This is a genomic window from Streptomyces sp. NPDC002671, from assembly GCF_053592475.1.
Window position 1 is genome coordinate 116,324 of record NZ_JBSFVU010000013.1, and the last position, 18,450, is coordinate 134,773.

General features: G+C 71.0%; 14 protein-coding genes and 1 riboswitch. Of the genes, 10 read left to right on the forward strand and 4 right to left on the reverse strand.

The features are described from left to right. Nucleotides 1-8 precede the first annotated feature (8 nt). From nuoL to recQ, 4 genes are all read left to right on the forward strand, one after another. Nucleotides 9-1,904, forward strand: a complete 1,896-nt coding sequence (gene nuoL, locus ACWD35_RS21540) for an NADH-quinone oxidoreductase subunit L (RefSeq protein ID WP_451352901.1) — start codon at nucleotides 9-11, stop codon at nucleotides 1,902-1,904. Nucleotides 1,905-1,909: 5 nt separating this feature from the next. Next, a complete protein-coding gene (locus ACWD35_RS21545; RefSeq protein ID WP_451352902.1) occupies nucleotides 1,910-3,481 on the forward strand; it encodes an NADH-quinone oxidoreductase subunit M in 1,572 nt (523 codons plus the stop codon). After that, complete coding sequence (nuoN, locus tag ACWD35_RS21550) at nucleotides 3,478-5,136, forward strand: NADH-quinone oxidoreductase subunit NuoN (RefSeq protein ID WP_451352903.1); 1,659 nt, start codon at nucleotides 3,478-3,480, stop codon at nucleotides 5,134-5,136. Before ACWD35_RS21545 ends, nuoN begins: the two co-directional genes overlap by 4 nt. Nucleotides 5,137-5,309: 173 nt before the next feature. Then, nucleotides 5,310-7,313 carry a DNA helicase RecQ gene (gene recQ / locus ACWD35_RS21555; protein WP_451352904.1) on the forward strand — a complete coding sequence of 668 codons (2,004 nt, stop codon included), beginning with the start codon at nucleotides 5,310-5,312 and terminating at the stop codon, nucleotides 7,311-7,313. Between the two features lie 64 nt (nucleotides 7,314-7,377). Here recQ and ACWD35_RS21560 read toward each other — a convergent pair whose 3' ends face one another. Next, nucleotides 7,378-8,316, reverse strand: coding sequence for a M56 family metallopeptidase (locus ACWD35_RS21560; RefSeq protein ID WP_451352905.1), 939 nt, complete (start codon nucleotides 8,314-8,316; stop codon nucleotides 7,378-7,380). A gap of 222 nt (nucleotides 8,317-8,538) precedes the next feature. Further along, nucleotides 8,539-9,756 carry a fumarylacetoacetase gene (fahA, locus tag ACWD35_RS21565; protein WP_451352906.1) on the reverse strand — a complete coding sequence of 406 codons (1,218 nt, stop codon included), beginning with the start codon at nucleotides 9,754-9,756 and terminating at the stop codon, nucleotides 8,539-8,541. Between the two features lie 354 nt (nucleotides 9,757-10,110). On the opposite strand from fahA, the gene ACWD35_RS21570 reads away from it, so the two are divergent. Then, nucleotides 10,111-10,923: an HAD family hydrolase gene (locus ACWD35_RS21570; protein WP_451352907.1), complete on the forward strand. Its 813-nt coding sequence runs from the start codon at nucleotides 10,111-10,113 to the stop codon at nucleotides 10,921-10,923. Between the two features lie 12 nt (nucleotides 10,924-10,935). Here ACWD35_RS21570 and ACWD35_RS21575 read toward each other — a convergent pair whose 3' ends face one another. Then, nucleotides 10,936-11,424 carry a transglycosylase SLT domain-containing protein gene (locus ACWD35_RS21575; protein WP_451352908.1) on the reverse strand — a complete coding sequence of 163 codons (489 nt, stop codon included), beginning with the start codon at nucleotides 11,422-11,424 and terminating at the stop codon, nucleotides 10,936-10,938. A gap of 4 nt (nucleotides 11,425-11,428) precedes the next feature. Continuing rightward, nucleotides 11,429-11,609, reverse strand: a riboswitch (cyclic di-AMP (ydaO/yuaA leader). 637 nt (nucleotides 11,610-12,246) lie between these two features. Between ACWD35_RS21575 and ACWD35_RS21580 the strand changes: the two genes are divergently transcribed. From ACWD35_RS21580 to ACWD35_RS21595, 4 genes are all read left to right on the forward strand, one after another. Then, entirely contained in the window at nucleotides 12,247-13,257 is a 1,011-nt protein-coding gene (locus tag ACWD35_RS21580) for a polyprenyl synthetase family protein (protein WP_451352909.1), read from the forward strand. A 224-nt stretch (nucleotides 13,258-13,481) separates the two neighbouring features. Next, a complete protein-coding gene (locus tag ACWD35_RS21585; protein ID WP_451352910.1) occupies nucleotides 13,482-14,693 on the forward strand; it encodes a LolA family protein in 1,212 nt (403 codons plus the stop codon). A gap of 87 nt (nucleotides 14,694-14,780) precedes the next feature. Then, on the forward strand, nucleotides 14,781-15,755 hold the full coding sequence (locus ACWD35_RS21590) for an ABC transporter ATP-binding protein (RefSeq protein WP_451352911.1): 975 nt from the start codon (nucleotides 14,781-14,783) through the stop codon (nucleotides 15,753-15,755). Next, nucleotides 15,742-16,638: an ABC transporter permease gene (locus ACWD35_RS21595; RefSeq protein WP_451352912.1), complete on the forward strand. Its 897-nt coding sequence runs from the start codon at nucleotides 15,742-15,744 to the stop codon at nucleotides 16,636-16,638. Before ACWD35_RS21590 ends, ACWD35_RS21595 begins: the two co-directional genes overlap by 14 nt. On the opposite strand, the gene ACWD35_RS21600 is transcribed toward ACWD35_RS21595, so the two are convergent. Then, entirely contained in the window at nucleotides 16,628-17,227 is a 600-nt protein-coding gene (locus tag ACWD35_RS21600) for a flavodoxin family protein (RefSeq protein ID WP_451352913.1), read from the reverse strand. The two genes, ACWD35_RS21595 and ACWD35_RS21600, sit on opposite strands and share 11 nt — an antisense overlap. A 176-nt stretch (nucleotides 17,228-17,403) precedes the next feature. Here ACWD35_RS21600 and ACWD35_RS21605 point away from each other — a divergent pair, with 176 nt between their 5' ends. Then, nucleotides 17,404-18,402 carry a hypothetical protein gene (locus ACWD35_RS21605; RefSeq protein WP_451352914.1) on the forward strand — a complete coding sequence of 333 codons (999 nt, stop codon included), beginning with the start codon at nucleotides 17,404-17,406 and terminating at the stop codon, nucleotides 18,400-18,402. Nucleotides 18,403-18,450: the final 48 nt, after the last annotated feature.

The window sequence follows — 18,450 nt, forward strand, 5'->3', positions numbered from 1 at the left end:
GAAGAATCGTGGAGAACCTGATCGCGCTGCTCATCGCGGCGCCCCTGCTCGGAGCGGCCGTCCTCCTGGTCGGCGGCCGGCGCCTCGATGCCGTCGGCCAGTGGATCGGCACGCTCCTGTCGGCCACGTCCTTCGTGTTCGGCGTGATCCTCTTCGCCGACCTGCTCGGCAAGGACGCGGACCACCGGACCCTGATGCAGCACCTGTTCAGCTGGGTCCCGGTGGCCGGCTTCCAGGCGGACGTCACCTTCCGCCTGGACCAGCTGTCGATGACGTTCGTTCTGCTGATCACCGGCGTCGGCTCGCTGATCCACCTCTACTCGGTCGGGTACATGGAGCACGACGAGCGGCGCCGCCGCTTCTTCGGCTACCTGAACCTGTTCCTCGCGGCGATGCTGCTGCTCGTCCTCGCCGACAACTACCTGCTGCTGTACGTCGGCTGGGAGGGCGTCGGCCTCGCCTCGTACCTGCTGATCGGCTTCTGGCAGCACAAGCCCAGCGCCGCCACGGCCGCCAAGAAGGCCTTCCTGGTCAACCGCGTCGGCGACATGGGCCTGTCGATCGCGATCATGCTGATGTTCAGCACCTTCGGCACCTTCGCCTTCGGCCCGGTCCTCAGCCACACCGGTGACACCTCCGAGGGCAAGCTCACCGCGATCGGCCTGATGCTGCTGCTCGCCGCGTGCGGCAAGTCGGCCCAGGTGCCGCTCCAGTCCTGGCTCGGGGACGCCATGGAGGGCCCGACCCCGGTCTCGGCCCTGATCCACGCCGCGACGATGGTGACCGCGGGCGTCTACCTGATCGTCCGCTCCGGGGCCATCTTCAACGCGGCCCCCGACGCCCGGCTGGCCGTCACCGTGGTGGGCGCGGTCACGCTCCTCTTCGGTGCGATCGTCGGTTGCGCGAAGGACGACATCAAGAAGGCGCTGGCCGGCTCGACCATGTCGCAGATCGGCTACATGATCCTGGCGGCCGGCCTCGGCCCCATCGGCTACGTCTTCGCGATCATGCACCTCGTGACGCACGGCTTCTTCAAGGCCGGGCTGTTCCTCGGCGCCGGTTCGGTCATGCACGGCATGAACGACGAGGTCGACATGCGCAGGTACGGCGGCCTCAGGAAGTACATGCCGGTCACCTTCATCACCTTCGGCCTCGGCTACCTCGCCATCATCGGTTTCCCGGGTCTGTCCGGCTTCTTCTCCAAGGACAAGATCATCGAGGCGGCCTTCGCCAGGGGCGGCACCGAGGGCTGGATCCTCGGCGGCGCAGCCCTGCTGGGCGCGGCCATCACCGCCTTCTACATGACGCGCGTGATGCTGATGACGTTCTTCGGAGAGGCGCGCTGGCAGCCCGACGAGCACGGCAACGAACCGCACCCGCACGAGTCGCCCAGGGTCATGACGATCCCGATGATCGTGCTGGCCGTCGGCTCGGTCTTCGGAGGCGCGTTCTTCAGCATCGGAGACCGCTTCGTGCACTGGCTGGAGCCGGTCACCGGCCACAGCGAGGGCGACTCGCCGATCAGCGCCGGCGTCGTCACCGGCGCGACCATGGTCTGCCTGCTCGTCGGCGTCGGCATCGCCTGGGCGCAGTACGGCCGCCGGCCCGTCCCGGTGGTCGCCCCGCGCGGCTCCCTGCTCACCCGCGCCGCCCGGCGCGACCTGCTCCAGGACGACTTCAACCACGTCGTCCTGGTACGCGGCGGTGAGCACCTGACGCGCTCTCTGGTCTACCTCGACCACACCTTGGTCGACGGTGTCGTCAACGGCACGGCGGCCGGCTTCGGCGGCCTGTCCGGGCGGCTGCGCCGGGTCCAGAACGGCTTCGCCCGCTCCTACGCGGTCTCGATGTTCGGCGGCGTGGCCCTCCTGGTCGCCGCGACCCTGCTGATGAGGGCGGTCTGATACCGATGTCCTTTCCTCTGCTGACAGCGACCGCGGCGCTCCCGGCCCTCGGGGCCGTCGCCACGGCGGCCGTGCCGGCCGCGCAGCGCACCGCGGCCAAGTGGCTGGCGCTGCTGGTCTCGCTCGCCACGCTCGCCCTGGCGGTCACCGTCCTGGTCCGTTTCGACCCGGACGGCGCCCGCTACCAGCTCACCGAATCCCACGCCTGGATCAAGGACTTCGGGGTCCGCTACGAGCTGGGCGTGGACGGCATCGCGGTGGCGCTCGTCGCACTGACCGCCGTGCTGATCCCGTTCATCATCCTCGCGGGCTGGCACGACGCCGACCCGCTGGAGACCGGGAGCAAGCGATGGCGGCCCACCCAGGGCTTCTTCGCCCTGATCCTGGCCGTCGAGGCGATGGTGCTCATCTCCTTCGAGGCCACCGACGTCTTCGTCTTCTACATCTTCTTCGAAGCCATGCTCATCCCGATGTACTTCCTCATCGGCGGCTTCGGGGACCGTGCCCACGAGCACGGCGAGGCGGCTGCGTCCACGCAACGGACGTACGCGGCGGTGAAGTTCCTGCTCTACAACCTGGTCGGCGGCCTGATCATGCTGGCCGCGGTGATCGGCCTCTACGTGGTGGCCGACAGCTTCAGCCTCCAGGAGATCGCGCAGGCCCGCGCGAACGGCTCGCTGCACATGGCGACGAGCACCGAACGCTGGCTCTTCCTCGGCTTCTTCTTCGCCTTCGCGGTGAAGGCGCCGCTGTGGCCGCTGCACACCTGGCTGCCCAACGCGATGCAGGAGTCCACCGCCCCGGTCGCTGTCCTGATCACCGCTGTGGTCGACAAGGTGGGCACGTTCGCGATGCTCCGCTTCTGCCTCCAGCTGTTCCCGGAGGCGTCGAAGTGGGCGACGCCCGTCATCCTCGTCCTGGCGCTGATCAGCATCGTCTACGGCGCCCTGCTCGCCGTCGGCCAGCGGGACATCAAGCGGCTGGTGGCCTACGCGTCGATCTCGCACTTCGGCTTCATCATCATGGGCATCTTCGCGATGACCAGCCAGGGCCAGTCCGGCGCCACGCTCTACATGGTCAACCACGGCATCTCCACGGCCGCGCTGATGCTGGTCGCCGGCTTCCTGATCTCCCGGCGCGGCTCGCGGCTCATCGCCGACTACGGGGGCGTGCAGAAGGTCGCCCCGGTGCTCGCCGGCACCTTCCTGATCGGCGGCCTCGCCACCCTGTCGCTGCCCGGACTCGCCCCGTTCGTGAGCGAGTTCCTGGTCCTGGTCGGCACGTTCACGCGCTACCCGGTGATCGGGATCATCGCCACCTTCGGCATCGTCCTGGCCGCGCTCTACACCCTCGTCCTGTACCAGCGGACGATGACGGGCCCGGTCAAGCCCGAGGTCTCGTCGATGCCCGACCTCAGGGTGCGGGAACTGGTGGTGGTCGCCCCGCTGATCGTGCTGCTGATCTTCCTCGGGGTCTACCCGAAGCCCGTCACGGACATCGTCAACCCGGCGGTCAAGCAGACCATGTCCGACGTACACAAGAAGGACCCCAAGCCCGAGGTGGAGGCGGCCAAGTGAGCGCAGTAGCCGTCCACAGCCTGTGGACAACCGCGGCAGCCGCGGCCGGCCCGATCTCGAAGATCGACGCGCCGAAAATCGAGTACGGACAATTGTCGCCGACCTTGATCGTCCTCGGCGCCGCGCTGGTCGGGGTCCTCATCGAGGCGTTCGTCCCGCGGAAGGCCCGGTACTACGCGCAGGTATTCGTGTCCGTCGTCGCGCTCTGTGCCGCGTTCGCCGCGGTCCTCGCGCTCGCGACCGACGGGTACGGCACCACGAAGGCGCACATCGCGGCCATGGGGGCGATCGCCGTCGACGGACCGGCCCTGTTCCTGCAGGGCACGATCCTGCTGGCCGGTCTGGTCGGCCTGTTCACCTTCGCCGAGCGGCGCCTGGACCCGGCGGCGCACGGCAACCGGGTCGACTCCTTCACCGCGCAGGCCGCCTCCGTGCCGGGCAGCGACAGCGAGAAGGCGGCGGTCAAGGCCGGTTTCACCACCACCGAGGTGTTCCCGCTGCTGCTCTTCGCGGTCGCCGGCATGCTGGTGTTCCCCTCGGCCAACGACCTGCTGACGCTGTTCGTGGCCCTGGAGGTCTTCTCCCTGCCGCTGTACCTGCTGTGCGCGCTGGCCCGCCGCAAGCGGCTGATGTCGCAGGAGGCCGCGGTCAAGTACTTCCTGCTCGGCGCGTTCGCCTCGGCGTTCACGCTGTTCGGCATCGCGCTGCTGTACGGCTACGCCGGCTCGGTGTCGTACGGCCGTATCGCGCAGGTCGTCGACGGCACGGTCACCAACGTGGACCCGGCCCTGGCCAACACCATGGGCAACGACGCGCTGCTGCTGATCGGCGGCGCGATGATCGTGATGGGCCTGCTGTTCAAGGTGGGCGCGGTGCCGTTCCACATGTGGACGCCCGACGTCTACCAGGGCGCGCCGACCCCGGTGACCGGCTTCATGGCCTCGGCGACGAAGGTGGCGGCGTTCGGCGCGCTGCTCCGCCTGCTCTACGTCGTCCTGCCCGGCATGCGCTGGGACTGGCGGCCGGTCATGTGGGCGGTGGCGATCGTCACCATGCTGGGCGGCGCGATCGTCGCGATCACACAGACCGACATCAAGCGGCTGCTGGCGTACTCGTCCATCGCGCACGCCGGATTCATCCTCGCGGGTGTCATCGCGACCTCGAAGGACGGCGTGTCGTCGGTCCTCTTCTACCTGGCCGGGTACTCGTTCGTGACGATCGGCGCGTTCGCCGTGGTCACGCTGGTGCGCGACGCGGGCGGCGAGGCCACCCACCTGTCGAAGTGGGCCGGCCTCGGCCGCCGCTCCCCGCTGGTGGCGGCCGTGTTCGCGGTGTTCCTGCTGGCCTTTGCCGGTATCCCGCTGACCTCCGGCTTCGCCGGGAAGTTCGCCGTGTTCAAGGCGGCGGCGGACGGCGGCGCGGCCCCGCTGGTGGTGATCGGTGTGATCTCCTCGGCGATCGCCGCGTTCTTCTACATCCGCGTGATCGTGCTTATGTTCTTCAGCGAGCCGAAGCCGGAGGGCCCGACCGTGGCGGTGCCCTCGCCGCTGACCTCGGCAGTGATCGGCATCGGTGTGGCGGTCACGCTGGTGCTCGGTGTGGCGCCGCAGTACTTCCTGGACCTGGCGAGCCAGGCGGGTGTGTTCGTGCGCTGACGCGGCGCCTGCCGTGCGGGCGGCGGCCCGGCATCCCTCGGGGGAGCCGGGCCGCCGTGCCGTTCGGACAGTGGGCCGAGCCTGTGGATAACTCCGAGGCTGTCGGTCCGGGCCCCTATCGTGGATGCAGTGGTCGACGGACGGCACACGGGGGACCGACGGGGGACAGGACGATGGACGGGACAGGCGGGATCAGGGAGATGCAGGGCGTGACCGAGGTGCCGGGCGCGGCCGGGAGCGAGGCGCTGGCCACGCTGCACCGGGTGTTCGGGTACGAGGCCTTCCGCGGCGAGCAGGAAGCGATCATCGAGCATGTGGTGGCGGGCGGCGACGCCCTCGTCCTCATGCCGACCGGTGGCGGCAAGTCGCTCTGCTACCAGATCCCGGCCCTGGTCAGACCCGGTACGGGCGTGGTGGTCTCGCCGCTGATCGCGCTCATGCAGGACCAGGTGGACGCCCTGCGCGCCCTCGGCGTGCGGGCCGGCTTCATCAACTCCACGCAGGACTTCGACGAGCGGCGCGTGGTCGAGGCCGAGTTCCTCGCGGGCGAGCTGGACCTGCTCTATCTGGCCCCGGAGCGGCTGCGGCTGGACGCCACGCTCGACCTGCTCTCCCGCGGCAAGATCTCCGTCTTCGCGATCGACGAGGCGCACTGCGTGTCCCAGTGGGGCCACGACTTCCGCCCCGACTATCTGGCCCTGTCCCTCCTCGGCGAGCGCTGGCCGGACGTCCCGCGGATCGCCCTCACCGCGACGGCCACCCACGCGACCCACCAGGAGATCACCGAGCGGCTGCACCTGCCGGCGGCCCGCCACTTCGTGGCCAGCTTCGACCGGCCCAACATCCAGTACCGGATCGTGCCCAAGGCCGACCCCAGGAAGCAGCTCCTCGCCTTCCTCCGGGAGGAGCACGCGGGCGACGCCGGCATCGTGTACTGCCTCTCGCGCAACTCGGTGGAGCGGACGGCGGAGTTCCTCACCGCCAACGGCATCGAGGCGGTGCCGTACCACGCGGGTCTGGACGCGGGCACGCGCGCGGCGCACCAGTCCCGGTTCCTGCGCGAGGACGGCCTGGTCGTGGTGGCGACCATCGCCTTCGGCATGGGCATCGACAAGCCGGACGTGCGCTTCGTCGCCCACGTGGACCTGCCCAAGTCGATCGAGGGCTACTACCAGGAGACCGGCCGCGCGGGCCGCGACGGTCTGCCGTCCAATGCGTGGATGGCGTACGGCCTGAACGACGTCATACAGCAGCGCAAGCTGATCCAGTCCGGCGACGGCGACGAGGCCTTCCGCCGCCGGGCCGCGGCCCACCTCGACTCGATGCTCGCGCTGTGCGAGACGGCCCGGTGCCGCCGCGGACAGCTGCTCGCCTACTTCGGCCAGGAACCCGCCCCGGCGGGCTGCGGCAACTGCGACACCTGCCTCACCCCGCCGGAGACCTGGGACGGCACGGTCGCCGCGCAGAAGGTGCTCTCGACGGTGGTGCGGCTGCAGCGGGAGCGCGGGCAGAAGTTCGGCGCCCTGCAGATCGTGGACATCCTGCTCGGCAAGCGCACCGGCAAGGTGATCCAGTTCGACCACGACCAGCTGTCCGTCTTCGGCATCGGCCAGGACCTCGCCGAGGGCGAGTGGCGGGGCGTCGTCCGCCAGCTGCTGGCCCAGGGGCTGCTCGCGGTCGAGGGCGAGTACGGCACGCTGGTGCTCACCGAGACGAGCGGTTCGGTGCTGCGGAGCGAGCGCGAGGTCCCGCTGCGCAAGGAGCCGAAGAAGCCGGCCGCCTCCCGGTCGGGTTCGGGCGCGGGCTCCGCCCGGGGCGGAGGCAAGGCCAAGGCCGCCGCGGCCGAGCTGCCCGACGAGCTGCTCCCCGCCTTCGAGGCCCTGCGGGCCTGGCGCGCCGAGCAGGCCCGGGAGCAGGGCGTCCCGGCGTACGTCATCTTCCACGACGCCACGTTGCGGGAGATCGTCACCCGCCGTCCCGCCTCGGTGCGGGAGCTGGGCACGGTCGGCGGCGTGGGCGAGAAGAAGCTGGCGACGTACGGGGAGGGGGTACTGGGGGTGCTGTCCTCCCTGGACGGCTCCGGCACGGCCGCCGCCACCGTGCCAGCGCCCGGTGAGTCCCCGGAGGACGACTGGCCGGAGTGGGGCGAGGAGCCGGAGCCGGACGACTGGATATAGCGAGCTGCCACTCGGGCGCCTGCGGGGGTGGGGGCGGGTCTGGGGGCGGCAGCCCCCAGGGGGCTCAGGACAGCGCCGACAGTCCCGGGGCGAACGTGATCAGCAGCGGCAGCAACGGCACCAGCGCGGCCACCGTCGTCGTCAGCGCCCGCTGCCGTCGCAGCAGCCGCGGCGGGGGCTCCAGGAGGCGGTCCACGCGCTCGCCCAGCAGGCGGCGGCTGGAGGCGCAGGAGAGGACGCCCCGGTGCTGGTTCAGCTCGATCAGCGCGAGGGCCGTGGTGAGGTGGCCGCAGCGGCGGGACGCGGTGTCGTCGGCGGCGAGTTCGACCAGGCGGTGGGTCTGGTCGCAGAAGTGGGCGAACAGCGGCACGCGCGGGAAGCCCGTGGCGAGTGCCGTGGACAGGTGCAGCAGCCAGTCGTGGTGGGCACGGGCGTGACCCCGCTCGTGAGTGAGGACCGCGTCCAGCTGGTGGTCGGTCAGGCGCTGCAGCGCCCCGGTGGTGACGACCAGCTGGGGCGGATGCCCGGGCATCCACCAGGCGTCCGGGTACTCGTCCTCCAGCACCAGCATCGGGCCCCGCGCGGCCGGTAGCCCGGCCGGGAGTTCCGGGGCGCGTTCGCGCAGTTGCGCGCGGGTCTGGCCGAGGCGCCGGCGGGCCTCGGCGAGTTCCCGGGCCAGCATCGCCGTCGTCCAGGCGGCCCCGCAGGCCAGCAGCACCGTGAGGGTGACCGCCCACACCGGCGCGGACGAGAGGTCGTACGCGGCGGTGACGGCGGGCGGTGCCGGGGCGAACACGCGGTCGCGGACGGTGTGGAAGACGGCCGCCGCACCGAGGATCAGCGCGGCCAGGCAGCACATCAGGACCGTGGCGACCAGGCACTGCCACACCCACAGCGCGACCACGGGTTCCCGCTCGGGCCAGCTGGCCCGGGTCAGGGCACGCGGCGCCGGTACGGCGGCCGTCAGGGCGACGACGCTCAGCAGGAGCAGGCAGACGGTCATACCGGGGCACCGTCCTGGTCGGGGTCGGAGTGTGTGCGGGAGAGGGGTGGTGCGTGTCCCGCCAGTATGACGGCGAGGGGCGCCAAGAGGCAGTCCCCGACGGGGATCCGCCCGCCCTCCTTCGAGTCCGCCTCCTTCGCGTGCCGAGTCCGGGGACCGGCGGGGTGACGCTCACCCCGCCGGTGACTCCTGTCTCTCAACTGCGCCCTCGGCTCCCGGAGGTCAGCCCGACACGATCCGCCCGCTGACCTCGCCCAGGCCCACCCGGTTCCCGTCCGGCCCCGGCGCCCACGCCGACATGGTGACCACGTCGCCGTCCTCCAGGAACGTGCGCTTGCTGTCCGGGAGTTCGAGGGCGTCGCGGCCGTTCCAGGTCAGCTCCAGCAGGGAGCCGCGCTGGTGCTGCTCCGGGCCGCTGACCGTGCCCGAGCCGTACAGGTCGCCGGTGCGCAGCGAGGCCCCGTTCACCGTCATGTGGGCGAGCTGCTGGGCGGCGGTCCAGTACATGGTGGAGAACGGCGGCTCGGCGACCACATGGCCGTTGATCGCCACGGAGATCCGCAGGTCGTAGCCGTCCGGCTGCCCGCCCTCGGCCGTGTCGTCCAGGTAGGGCAGCAGCGGGTGCGTGCGCTCCGGCGGCGCCACGCGCGCGTGCTCCAGCGCCGCCAGCGGGGTGATCCACGCGGACACCGAGGTGGCGAAGGACTTGCCGAGGAAGGGGCCGAGGGGCACGTACTCCCAGGCCTGGATGTCGCGCGCGGACCAGTCGTTCAGCAGGCACAGCCCGAAGACGTGCTTCCTGAAGTCGCCCAGCGCGACCGGCGTGCCCAGCTCGGACGGCGTGCCCACGACGAAGCCGACCTCGGCCTCGATGTCCAGCCGGACCGACGGGCCGAAGACGGGGGCGGGGTCGGCCGGCGCCTTGCGCTGCCCGGAGGGCCGTACGACATCCGTGCCGGAGACGACGACCGTGCCGGAGCGGCCGTGGTAACCGATCGGCAGGTGCTTCCAGTTGGGGGTGAGGGAGTCCGCGGCGTCCGGGCGGAAGATCTGGCCGACGTTCCGCGCGTGGTTCTCCGAGGCGTAGAAGTCGACGTAGTCCGCCACCTCGAACGGCAGGTGCAGGGTGACCTCGGACAGCGGGTGGAACAGCGGTTCGACCGTCTCGCGGTGCGCGGGCTCCGTCACCCAGGCGGTCAGCGCGCGCCGCACCTCGGACCAGGCCGTGCGGCCGGCGGCCAGCAGTGGGTTGAGGGTGGGCTTCGCGAGCAGCGCCTGGTGCGGCGAGCCGAGGGCGGTGGCCGCGGCGCCCGCGTCGAGGACGTGGTCCCCGAGCCGGACGCCGACCCTCCGCTCCGTGCTGCCGGAGGGCGAGAAGACGCCATAGGGAAGGTTGTGCGGACCGAAGGGGTCACCCTCGGGGACGTCGAAGGGGGGCATGGGGTACTGCCTCACTCTCATCCGGCGCCTTGCGCGGCGATGCGTTCCATGTGGTCGCGCCACACGTTACGGCGGAGGCAGGTGTCTTGGGCAGTGCCTGAAGGGTTGTGCGGGTGATGACTGAAGAGTTCTGGATGTCCGAATAAGTCTTGTCGGGGGTGGCAATCCCCGCTTGGCTCCCTTTGGGGGCGGACGGGATGGATCCGGTCCGCGGGCGGCCCACGGCTCGGCCGCTCCACTCGTACGAAGGAGGCCATCAGGCAAGCGAATGGCCCCACTTGGCGCTGGGAAGTACATAAGTGCACAGGGTGACAGGGGGAGTCGGGCGGGGCGCGAGGTCCGTATTCTCTGATCATGGCCGCCTCCCCCGCGTATTCACTGATCGCCACCGACCTGGACGGGACGCTGCTGCGCGGCGACGACACCGTCTCCGATCGGTCGCGCGCCGCGCTCGCGCGGGTGGCGCGGGCCGGCGCCCGGCACCTGGTGGTGACGGGCCGCCCGGCCCCCAGGGTGCGGCCCCTGCTGGACGACCTCGGATATACGGGGCTCGCGGTGTGCGGGCAGGGCGCGCAGGTCTACGACGCCGGAGCCGACCGCCTGGTGTGGTCGGTGCGGCTCGACCGGGAGCTGGCCGAGACCGCGCTCGGCAAGATCGAGGCCGAGGTCGGGCAGGTCCACGCGGCCGTCGACCAGGATGGCGTGGACGGGCTCACGCTCATCGAGCCCGGGTACCGGATGCCCCATCCGACCCTGCCCGCGGTGCGGGTCGGCCGCCGCGACGACCTGTGGGCGGAGCCCATCAGCAAGGTGCTGCTGCGCCATCCCGACCTGTCCGACGACGCGCTGGCGGCGCTCGCGCGCTCGGTCGTGGGCTCGCTGGCGACGGTCACCATGTCGGGGCCGGGCACCGTGGAACTCCAGCCCGGCGGGGTGACCAAGGCGACCGGGCTCGCGCTCGCCGCCGACCTGCTGGGCATCGGCGCCGAACAGGCCCTCGCCTTCGGTGACATGCCCAACGACATCCCGATGTTCGCCTGGGCCGGCCGCGGCGTCGCCATGGCCAACGCGCACCCCGAACTCAAGGCGGTCGCCGACGAGCTCACCAAGTCGAACGAGGACGACGGCATCGCCGTCGTCCTCGAAAGACTGTTCCCGACCGACTGACCGGGGGGTATGTCAGTACGCGCTGAAGACGTTGTCGATCGAACCGTAGCGCGCGGCGGCGTAGTTGCAGGCGGCGGTGATGTTCGCGACCGGGTCGTAGATGTTGAACGACGTTCCGATCACGTGGTACGCGTTGAACGTCGGGTCGATGACCTGGAGCAGGCCCTTGGACGGGATGCCCTTGGCCGCGTTGGAGTCCCAGAGGTTGATGGCGTTGGGGTTGCCCGAGGACTCCCGGATGATGTTGCGGTAGATGCCGTTGTAGCTGCCCGGGATGCCCTTCTGAGCCATGATCGCGAGGGACTCGCGGATCCAGCCGTCAAGGTTGTTCGGGTACCCCGCGAGGGTGGTGGCGGCGGTCGTCGTCGTCCTGCCGGCGGCCGAGGCGCTCGTGGCGCCGATGAGCGGGATCGCGAGTACGGCGGCGCCGGTGCCGGCGGCGACGAGCGCGCGGACGAGGCGGTTGTTCCGGGTGCGGCGGGGCTGAGCGGCAGCAGACATGGGGAAGTCCTCTCCGGCGCCTGCGAGGTGAGCTGTCGGGTTCGGGCTGGGGAGTGCCCGGCCGGGCCGTCGAGACGGCACGACTTCACCCCTAGCCGTTCCGGTGCGACATGTGTCGACCGGGCCGGCGGCTTACCTGGGTCCCCCGCTCCTGCCGTACGAAATGAGTTCGTCGATGGGTCTTTCAGGCGGCGGCAGGATTCGGCGTCCGCCTGATGGCCCGGAACGTATGCGAGAGCACATGTCCGGAACAAGTACCAGATTCGTAGATCAACCCAATTGACCTTGATCTGTTCCGAATGTGGCACTTGATCCTTTGCAGTTGCCAACGCTCAACTCACCTTTACGACAAGGGGTGGGAAGGGGTGGGGGCAGCTATTCCCGGCAGGGCGTTCCAATGGGTGTGAGTGACCCAACTCACGAATGAGCGAAATATGGCAAATCGGGCATGAGGTATTAAGGGGATTCGGGCGATTCGGGGGTTTCGGGGGATTCGCTTCACCCGTTGGAGGCAGGAAAGTGGTCCGCGTCACAGGTGATTTCGGAGGGTTCAGCGGCCGGCCGCGGCTCTCGCCACGACTCGCCGACGCGGCGCGGGGACCGGCGCGTCCGTCAGGGTCCGCCATACGTGCGCGTACCCCCTCGTACCGTCCGCCGGTGGGAGTCGTGGGGGTAGGACGTACGGATGTGCATGAGTGTCTCGAGCGGTGGGCGCTATCGGTGATCGAAAGCGGACCGGATACGCTGACTTGAAGTGATAGCGGCGACCTATCGACAAACCGTGCAATCGCCAACAGAGACACAGCAGACAGGAGACCCCTCGTGACCGTCGTCGGGCCGTTCGGGCTGAGCGTGCGGGACCAGGCTCTCGAAGCCGATGTCCAGGCCGGATTGGCGGCTGTCGAGGAAGGTTTGCTCGAAGCCACCAAGAGCGAGGTCCCGTTCATCACCGAGGCCGCGCAGCACCTCGTCCGGGCCGGCGGGAAGCGTTTCCGGCCGCTGCTCGTGATGCTCGCGGCGCGCTTCGGTGACCCGTACGCGCCGAACGTGGTGCCGTCCGCCGTCGTGGTGGAGCTGACCCACCTCGCCACGCTGTACCACGACGACGTCATGGACGAGGCCGCCGTGCGACGCGGCGTGGACAGCGTCAACACCCGCTGGGGCAACTCCGTCGCGGTCCTCACCGGCGACTTCCTCTTCGCCCGCGCCTCCCAGATCCTCGCCGACCTCGGCCCCGAGGCGGTCCGGGTGCAGGCCCTCGCCTTCGAACGGCTGGTCACCGGTCAGATCCTGGAGACCGCGGGTCCCTCGGACGGCCGTAACCCGGTCGACCACTACCTGGACGTGCTCAGCGGCAAGACGGGCGCGCTGGTGGCGGTTTCGTGCCGGTTCGGAGCGATGATGTCCGGCGCCGACGAGACGGTCGTCGACGTCCTCACCCAGTACGGCGAGCGGCTCGGTGTCGCCTTCCAGCTCTCGGACGACGTCCTGGACATCGCCTCCGACTCGCACGAGTCCGGCAAGACCCCCGGCACCGACCTGCGCGAGGGCATCCCGACCCTGCCCGTGCTCCGGCTGCGCGAGCGGGCGGCCAAGCTGGGGCTGCCCGAGGACCTCGCGCTGTGCGAGCTGCTGGACTCCGACCTCAGCGACGGCGCCCGGCACGCCGAGGTGCTTGCCGCGCTGCGCGCACACCCCGCGCTGGAGCAGGCCCGCCGGGACGCCGTCCGCTACGCCGAAGAGGCGCGCGCCGCGCTGGCCCCGCTGCCCGAGGGCGACGCCAAGGCGGCGCTGACGGAACTGTGCGACGCGGTGGTGTTCCGGGCCGGCTGAGCCCGGCTTCGGGACGACCCCTACGGGTCGGGTGGAGCTGCCGCCCTTTCGTGTCATACCGCAGGCGTACACGGAGTTGGCTCCGAGGTCTGACGCTTCCTCACGGCCGATTTGGTCAGATGGGAACCACGGAAATCACCACTCCTCACCGATTCGGGTGAGAATGGCGGCTCAGGTGGACCAGCGTGAGGACAGCCGCCGCCGACGACGGAGGTAAGGCACACATGGCACCGTACGAATCCGACGACGCAACGGACGTCGCGCAGGACGGGGACCTGCGTACCGGACGCCGCAAGGCCGCCCGGTACGTCGTCCCGGTCGCGGTGGTGGGGGTGGCGGCGGCCACGATCGGGCTCGTCCCGGCGCTCGCCGCCTCCGGAGACCCCGACCTGCCGAAGATCACCGCACAGCAGCTCATCGAGAAGATAGCCAAGTCGGACGTGCAGCAACTGTCCGGCACGGTGAAGATCGACACCGACCTCGGCCTGCCGAACTTCGGTGGCCTGGAGAACAGCCTGATGTCCGGCGCGGCCCGGGGCGGCAACGGCGCCGGCTCGACCGCGGACCCGAAGGCGAAGCTCACCGAGCTGGTCTCCGGCACGCACACCCTGCGCGTGGCCCTCGACGGCCCCGACCGGCAGAAGCTGTCTCTGCTGGAGAGCGGCGCCGAGTACAGCCTCATCCACAACGGCAAGGACGTGTGGGGCTACGACAGCAAGAGCAACGAGGTCTACCACGGCACCTCGGCGGACTCGGCCAAGGAGCACCGGGCCGAGCCCCCGGCCACGCCCAAGGACTTCGCCGACCAGGCCCTGAAGTCGGTGGACGACACCACGTCCGTCACCGTCGACGGCACCGCCCAGGTCGCCGGCCGCGACGCCTACAAGCTGCTGATCAAGCCCAGGCAGTCCGGCAGCACGGTCGGCGCGATCAGTATCGCCGTGGACGCGAAGACGGGTCAGCCGCTGAAGTTCACGCTGACCCCGGCGAGCGGCGGCGCGGCCGTCCTCGACGTCGGCTTCACCCAGGTCTCCTTCGCCGAACCGGCCGCCCGCACCTTCGACTTCACCCCGCCCAAGGGCGCGAAGGTCACCGAGGAGAAGAAGGAGTCCAGGGCACGGCAGCACGCGCCGAGGCCCGGCGAGGACTTCGGCAAGGGCATGGCGGGCATGGGGGGCCACAAGGTCCTCGGCAAGGGCTGGAACTCCATAGCCGTCTTCGACACCGGCGCCAAGGGCGGCCTGCCCAGCGGCAACAAGGGCGGTGCGTTCGGCGGCTTCCTCGGCTCGCTCGGCGACAAGGTGTCCGGGAAGTTCGGCAAGGGCACCGTCTTCCACACCCGCCTGGTCAACGCCCTGATCACGGACAACGGCAAGGCGTACGCCGGCACGGTCACCAAGGACGCGCTGGTGAAGGCGGCGAACGAGGGGAAGTAACCCCGAATCAGGGGCGATGAATCGGGGCAGGGGGGCCTCACGGGTCCCCCTGGAGTACGACTGGAGCACGACGAGACGAGGGAGCCGATGGACGCACCGTCCGCCACGCAGCGGGGGCCCGGGGACGCGGCGGCGAGCGTCATCGCCACGCGCGGCCTCACCAAGCGCTACCGCGGTGGACAGCTCGCCGTCGACGGTCTCGACCTGACCGTCCCGGCGGGCAGCGTCTTCGGCTTCCTCGGCCCGAACGGCTCCGGAAAGACCACCACCATCCGCATGCTGATGGGGCTGATCGAGCCGACCTCGGGCTCCGCCCGCGTCCTGGGCCAAGCCATGCCGCGCTCGGCGCGCGCCGTCCTCCCGCAGGTCGGCGCGCTCATCGAGGGCCCCGCCCTGTACGGCTTCCTCTCCGGCCGGGACAACCTGCTGCGCTACGACGCCGCCGACCCGACCGCCGACCCGCGCACCCGGCGCGCCCGGGTCTCCGCCGCGCTGGACCGGGTCGGACTCGGCGCCGCCGCGGGCAAGAAGGCGAAGGCGTACTCGCTCGGCATGAAGCAGCGCCTGGGGCTGGCCGCCGCGCTGCTCCAGCCGCGCAGACTGCTCGTCCTGGACGAGCCGACCAATGGCCTCGACCCGCAGGGCATGCGTGAAATCCGGGCCCTGATACGGGAGTTGGCTGCCGACGGCACGACCGTCTTCCTCTCCTCCCACCTTCTCGACGAGATCGAGCAGGTGTGCACGCACGCGGCGGTCATGGCACAGGGCCGGCTGATCACCCAGGGCGCGGTGGCCGATCTGGCCGCCGGGGCGCGCGGCCGGCTCGTGGTGACGACGCCGGACGCGGCCGAGGCGGCACGCGTGCTGAAGGAGCAGGGCGTCGGGGACGTCGTCGCCGACGGCGACCGGGTGACCGCCGAGCCGCCCGGACGGGACCTCGCCGAGGTGAACGCCGCGCTGGTCACCGCGGGCGTCCGCGTCCGGGGTTTCACACTCGAACGGGCCTCGCTGGAGGACGCGTTCGTGGCACTGACGGGGGAGGGCTTCGATGTCGCGGGCTGAGACACTCCAGGCGGCACCGGCTGCGGCCGTTGCCGCGCGGCCGAGTCCGCTGTGGACCTTCGGGCTGCTGCGCAGCGAACTGGTCACCACCCTCCGGCGCTGGCGCACCCTCGCGCTGCTCGGCGTGCTGGCCGCGGTGCCGGTGCTGGTCGGGATCTCGGTCAAGGTCGAGACGCGGGGCGGCGCCGCGGCGCACGGCGGGAACGGCGAGGGCCCGGCGTTCATCGCTCAGATCACCAACAACGGCCTGTTCCTGGTGTTCACGGCGCTCGCGGCGACCCTGCCGTTCTTCCTGCCGATGGCCGTAGGCGTGATCGCCGGCGACGCGGTCGCGGGGGAGGCGGGCGGGGGCACCCTGCGCTATCTGCTGGTCGCCCCGGCCGGCCGCACCCGCCTGCTGCTCACCAAGTACACGACCGTCATGGCGTTCTGCCTGCTGGCCACCCTGGTCGTCGCCGGCTCGGCGCTGCTCGTCGGCGCACTGCTGTTCCCGCTCGGGGATCTGACGACCATCTCGGGCACCCGCATCAGCTTCACCGAGGGGCTCGGCCGCGCCCTGCTGATAGCCCTGGTCGTCGCCGCCTCACTCGTCGGCGTCGCGGCCCTCGGCCTGTTCGTGTCGACCCTGACCAACAGCGGCATCGCGGCGATGGCGACCACCGTCGGTCTGCTGATCACGGTCCAGATCCTCGACCAGATACCCCAGTTGCACGCGCTCCAGCCGTACTTCTTCCCGCACTACTGGCTGTCCTTCGCGGACCTGATGCGCGACCCCGTCTACTGGGACGACCTGATGAAGAACCTCGGCCTGCAGGCGCTGTACGCGGCCGTGTTCGGATCGGCGGCCTGGGCGCGGTTCACGACGAAGGACATCAGCGCGTAGCCGCCAGGGCGGCAGCCGTCTCGTACGGGAAGCGCGCGAGGGGTGCCTTCTGCGCGAAGAACGTCTTCGCGCGCGCCAGCGCGTCGGTGTCCTTCAGGACGTCGCCGGGCCGGGTGCCGTTGCCCAGCAGGACGCCGCCGAAGCACATCTTCATGTAGGCGGCCGAGTTGTTCAGGGTGCCGACGTAGGGATCGGCGACCGACGGCTCGCGGTCCGCCAGCGCGGCGACGCCCCAGAGGGTGCGCCCGGCCATGGTGTCCTTGAAGCCGGGGACGCGCAGCCAGCCCGACCAGTAGTCCAGGTAGCGCTTCGTGAGGCCGGACACCGAGTACCAGTACAGCGGCGAGACGATCACGATGTCCGTCGCCGCGAGCGTGGCGTCGAGCAGCAGGCCGGTTTCGGTGTCCACGGGCGGCCGTACGTGGTCGTCGTCGTGCCGCAGGTCCACGAAGTCGGGCAGCGGGTGTTCGGCGAGCCGGATCCAGCGCTGTTCGACGTCACCGGGCAGCTGTTCGGCGGCCTTGCGGGCCAGCAGTTCGGTGTTGCCGTCGGCGCGGGCGCTGCCGAGGACGAAGAGAAAGCGGCGCATGGGTCCCCCAGATGAGCGAATAAAGGCACCTGCATTATATGCACACGCAATAAACTTGGGTGCGGCTGGTGCGAGGCTGTGACGTCGTGGTTACGCGTAAGCCGAGGGGAACAGACAGACTGGTCGGTAGGACGCGTACAACCGGATCGCGGCGCCGGGGGAGTGAGGGAAAACTGATGTCTCGACTCAGCTTCGAGAAGAAGCGGGTGCAGCAGCCCGTGGCGCACCCGGCGTTGGTGCACGTCCGGGTGTCCGGCACGGGCAGCGCGTCGGTGGGCGGGACGGCGGTGGAGGCGGCGCCGGGCGAGGACATCCAGCAGGCCGTCCTGGACCATCTCCAGCGCCTGGCCATGAGCGTCGGTGCCCCGATACGGGCCACGATCCACGACGAGTCCGCCGGCTGCGTGGTCCCCCTGGAGGTCTCGGCGGACGGCTCCAGCCGGGTGGCGGGACAGCCGACCCGGGTGGGACCGCGGGCGGGCGCGGCCGTGCCGCCGGGCACGGTGCAGGCGCCGACGGGCCAGTTCGGTCCGGTGCCGGTCATGGAGTCCCGCCCTGCCGCCGCTGCCGTACCCGACCCGGAACCCGCGCCCGCCCCCCTGCCCGACCCCGAGGCCGGGTTCGTCTCCGGGCACACCCCCGCCCGGGGGTTCGACGCCGTGGCGGAGGAGGTGCTGGGGGACGGGCCCGTGACCGAGACCGCGGAGGGGGCCGAGCTGCTCACCGAGCCACTGACGCGGATCAACGAGGCCGTGCGGGCGGGCCGTATCGAGGCGGCGGCGGAGCTGGCCGGCGACACGGTCGCCGAGGCCACCGCTGTGCTGGGTGCCCGTCACCCCGAGGTGCTGCACCTGCGCGAACTGACCGCCTACATCGCCTACTTGGCGGGCGAGCCGGTCCGCGCCTGCCGGCTCTCCCTGGACCTGGCCCGCCTGCGGCGGGACGCGCAGGACGCGGAGGCGGCGTACGGCAACGTGCAGAGCGCGGCCACCGCCTGGCGCGCGGTGCGCGACCCCGAGGAGGGGCTGCGCCTGGGCCGCGACCTGATCGCCCTGTGGGCGGACCTCGCGGCGGAACCGGGCCCCGCGGCCGACGACCCGCACCCCCTGGAGTCCGCCCGCGCCCGCATGGTCCGCCTGGCCGACCGGGCGGCGAAGGCCGCCGCCCAGGCGTAGCCGACCCCGACTCCGGCTACCGCATCCAGAACTCGTTGCCGTGCGGCA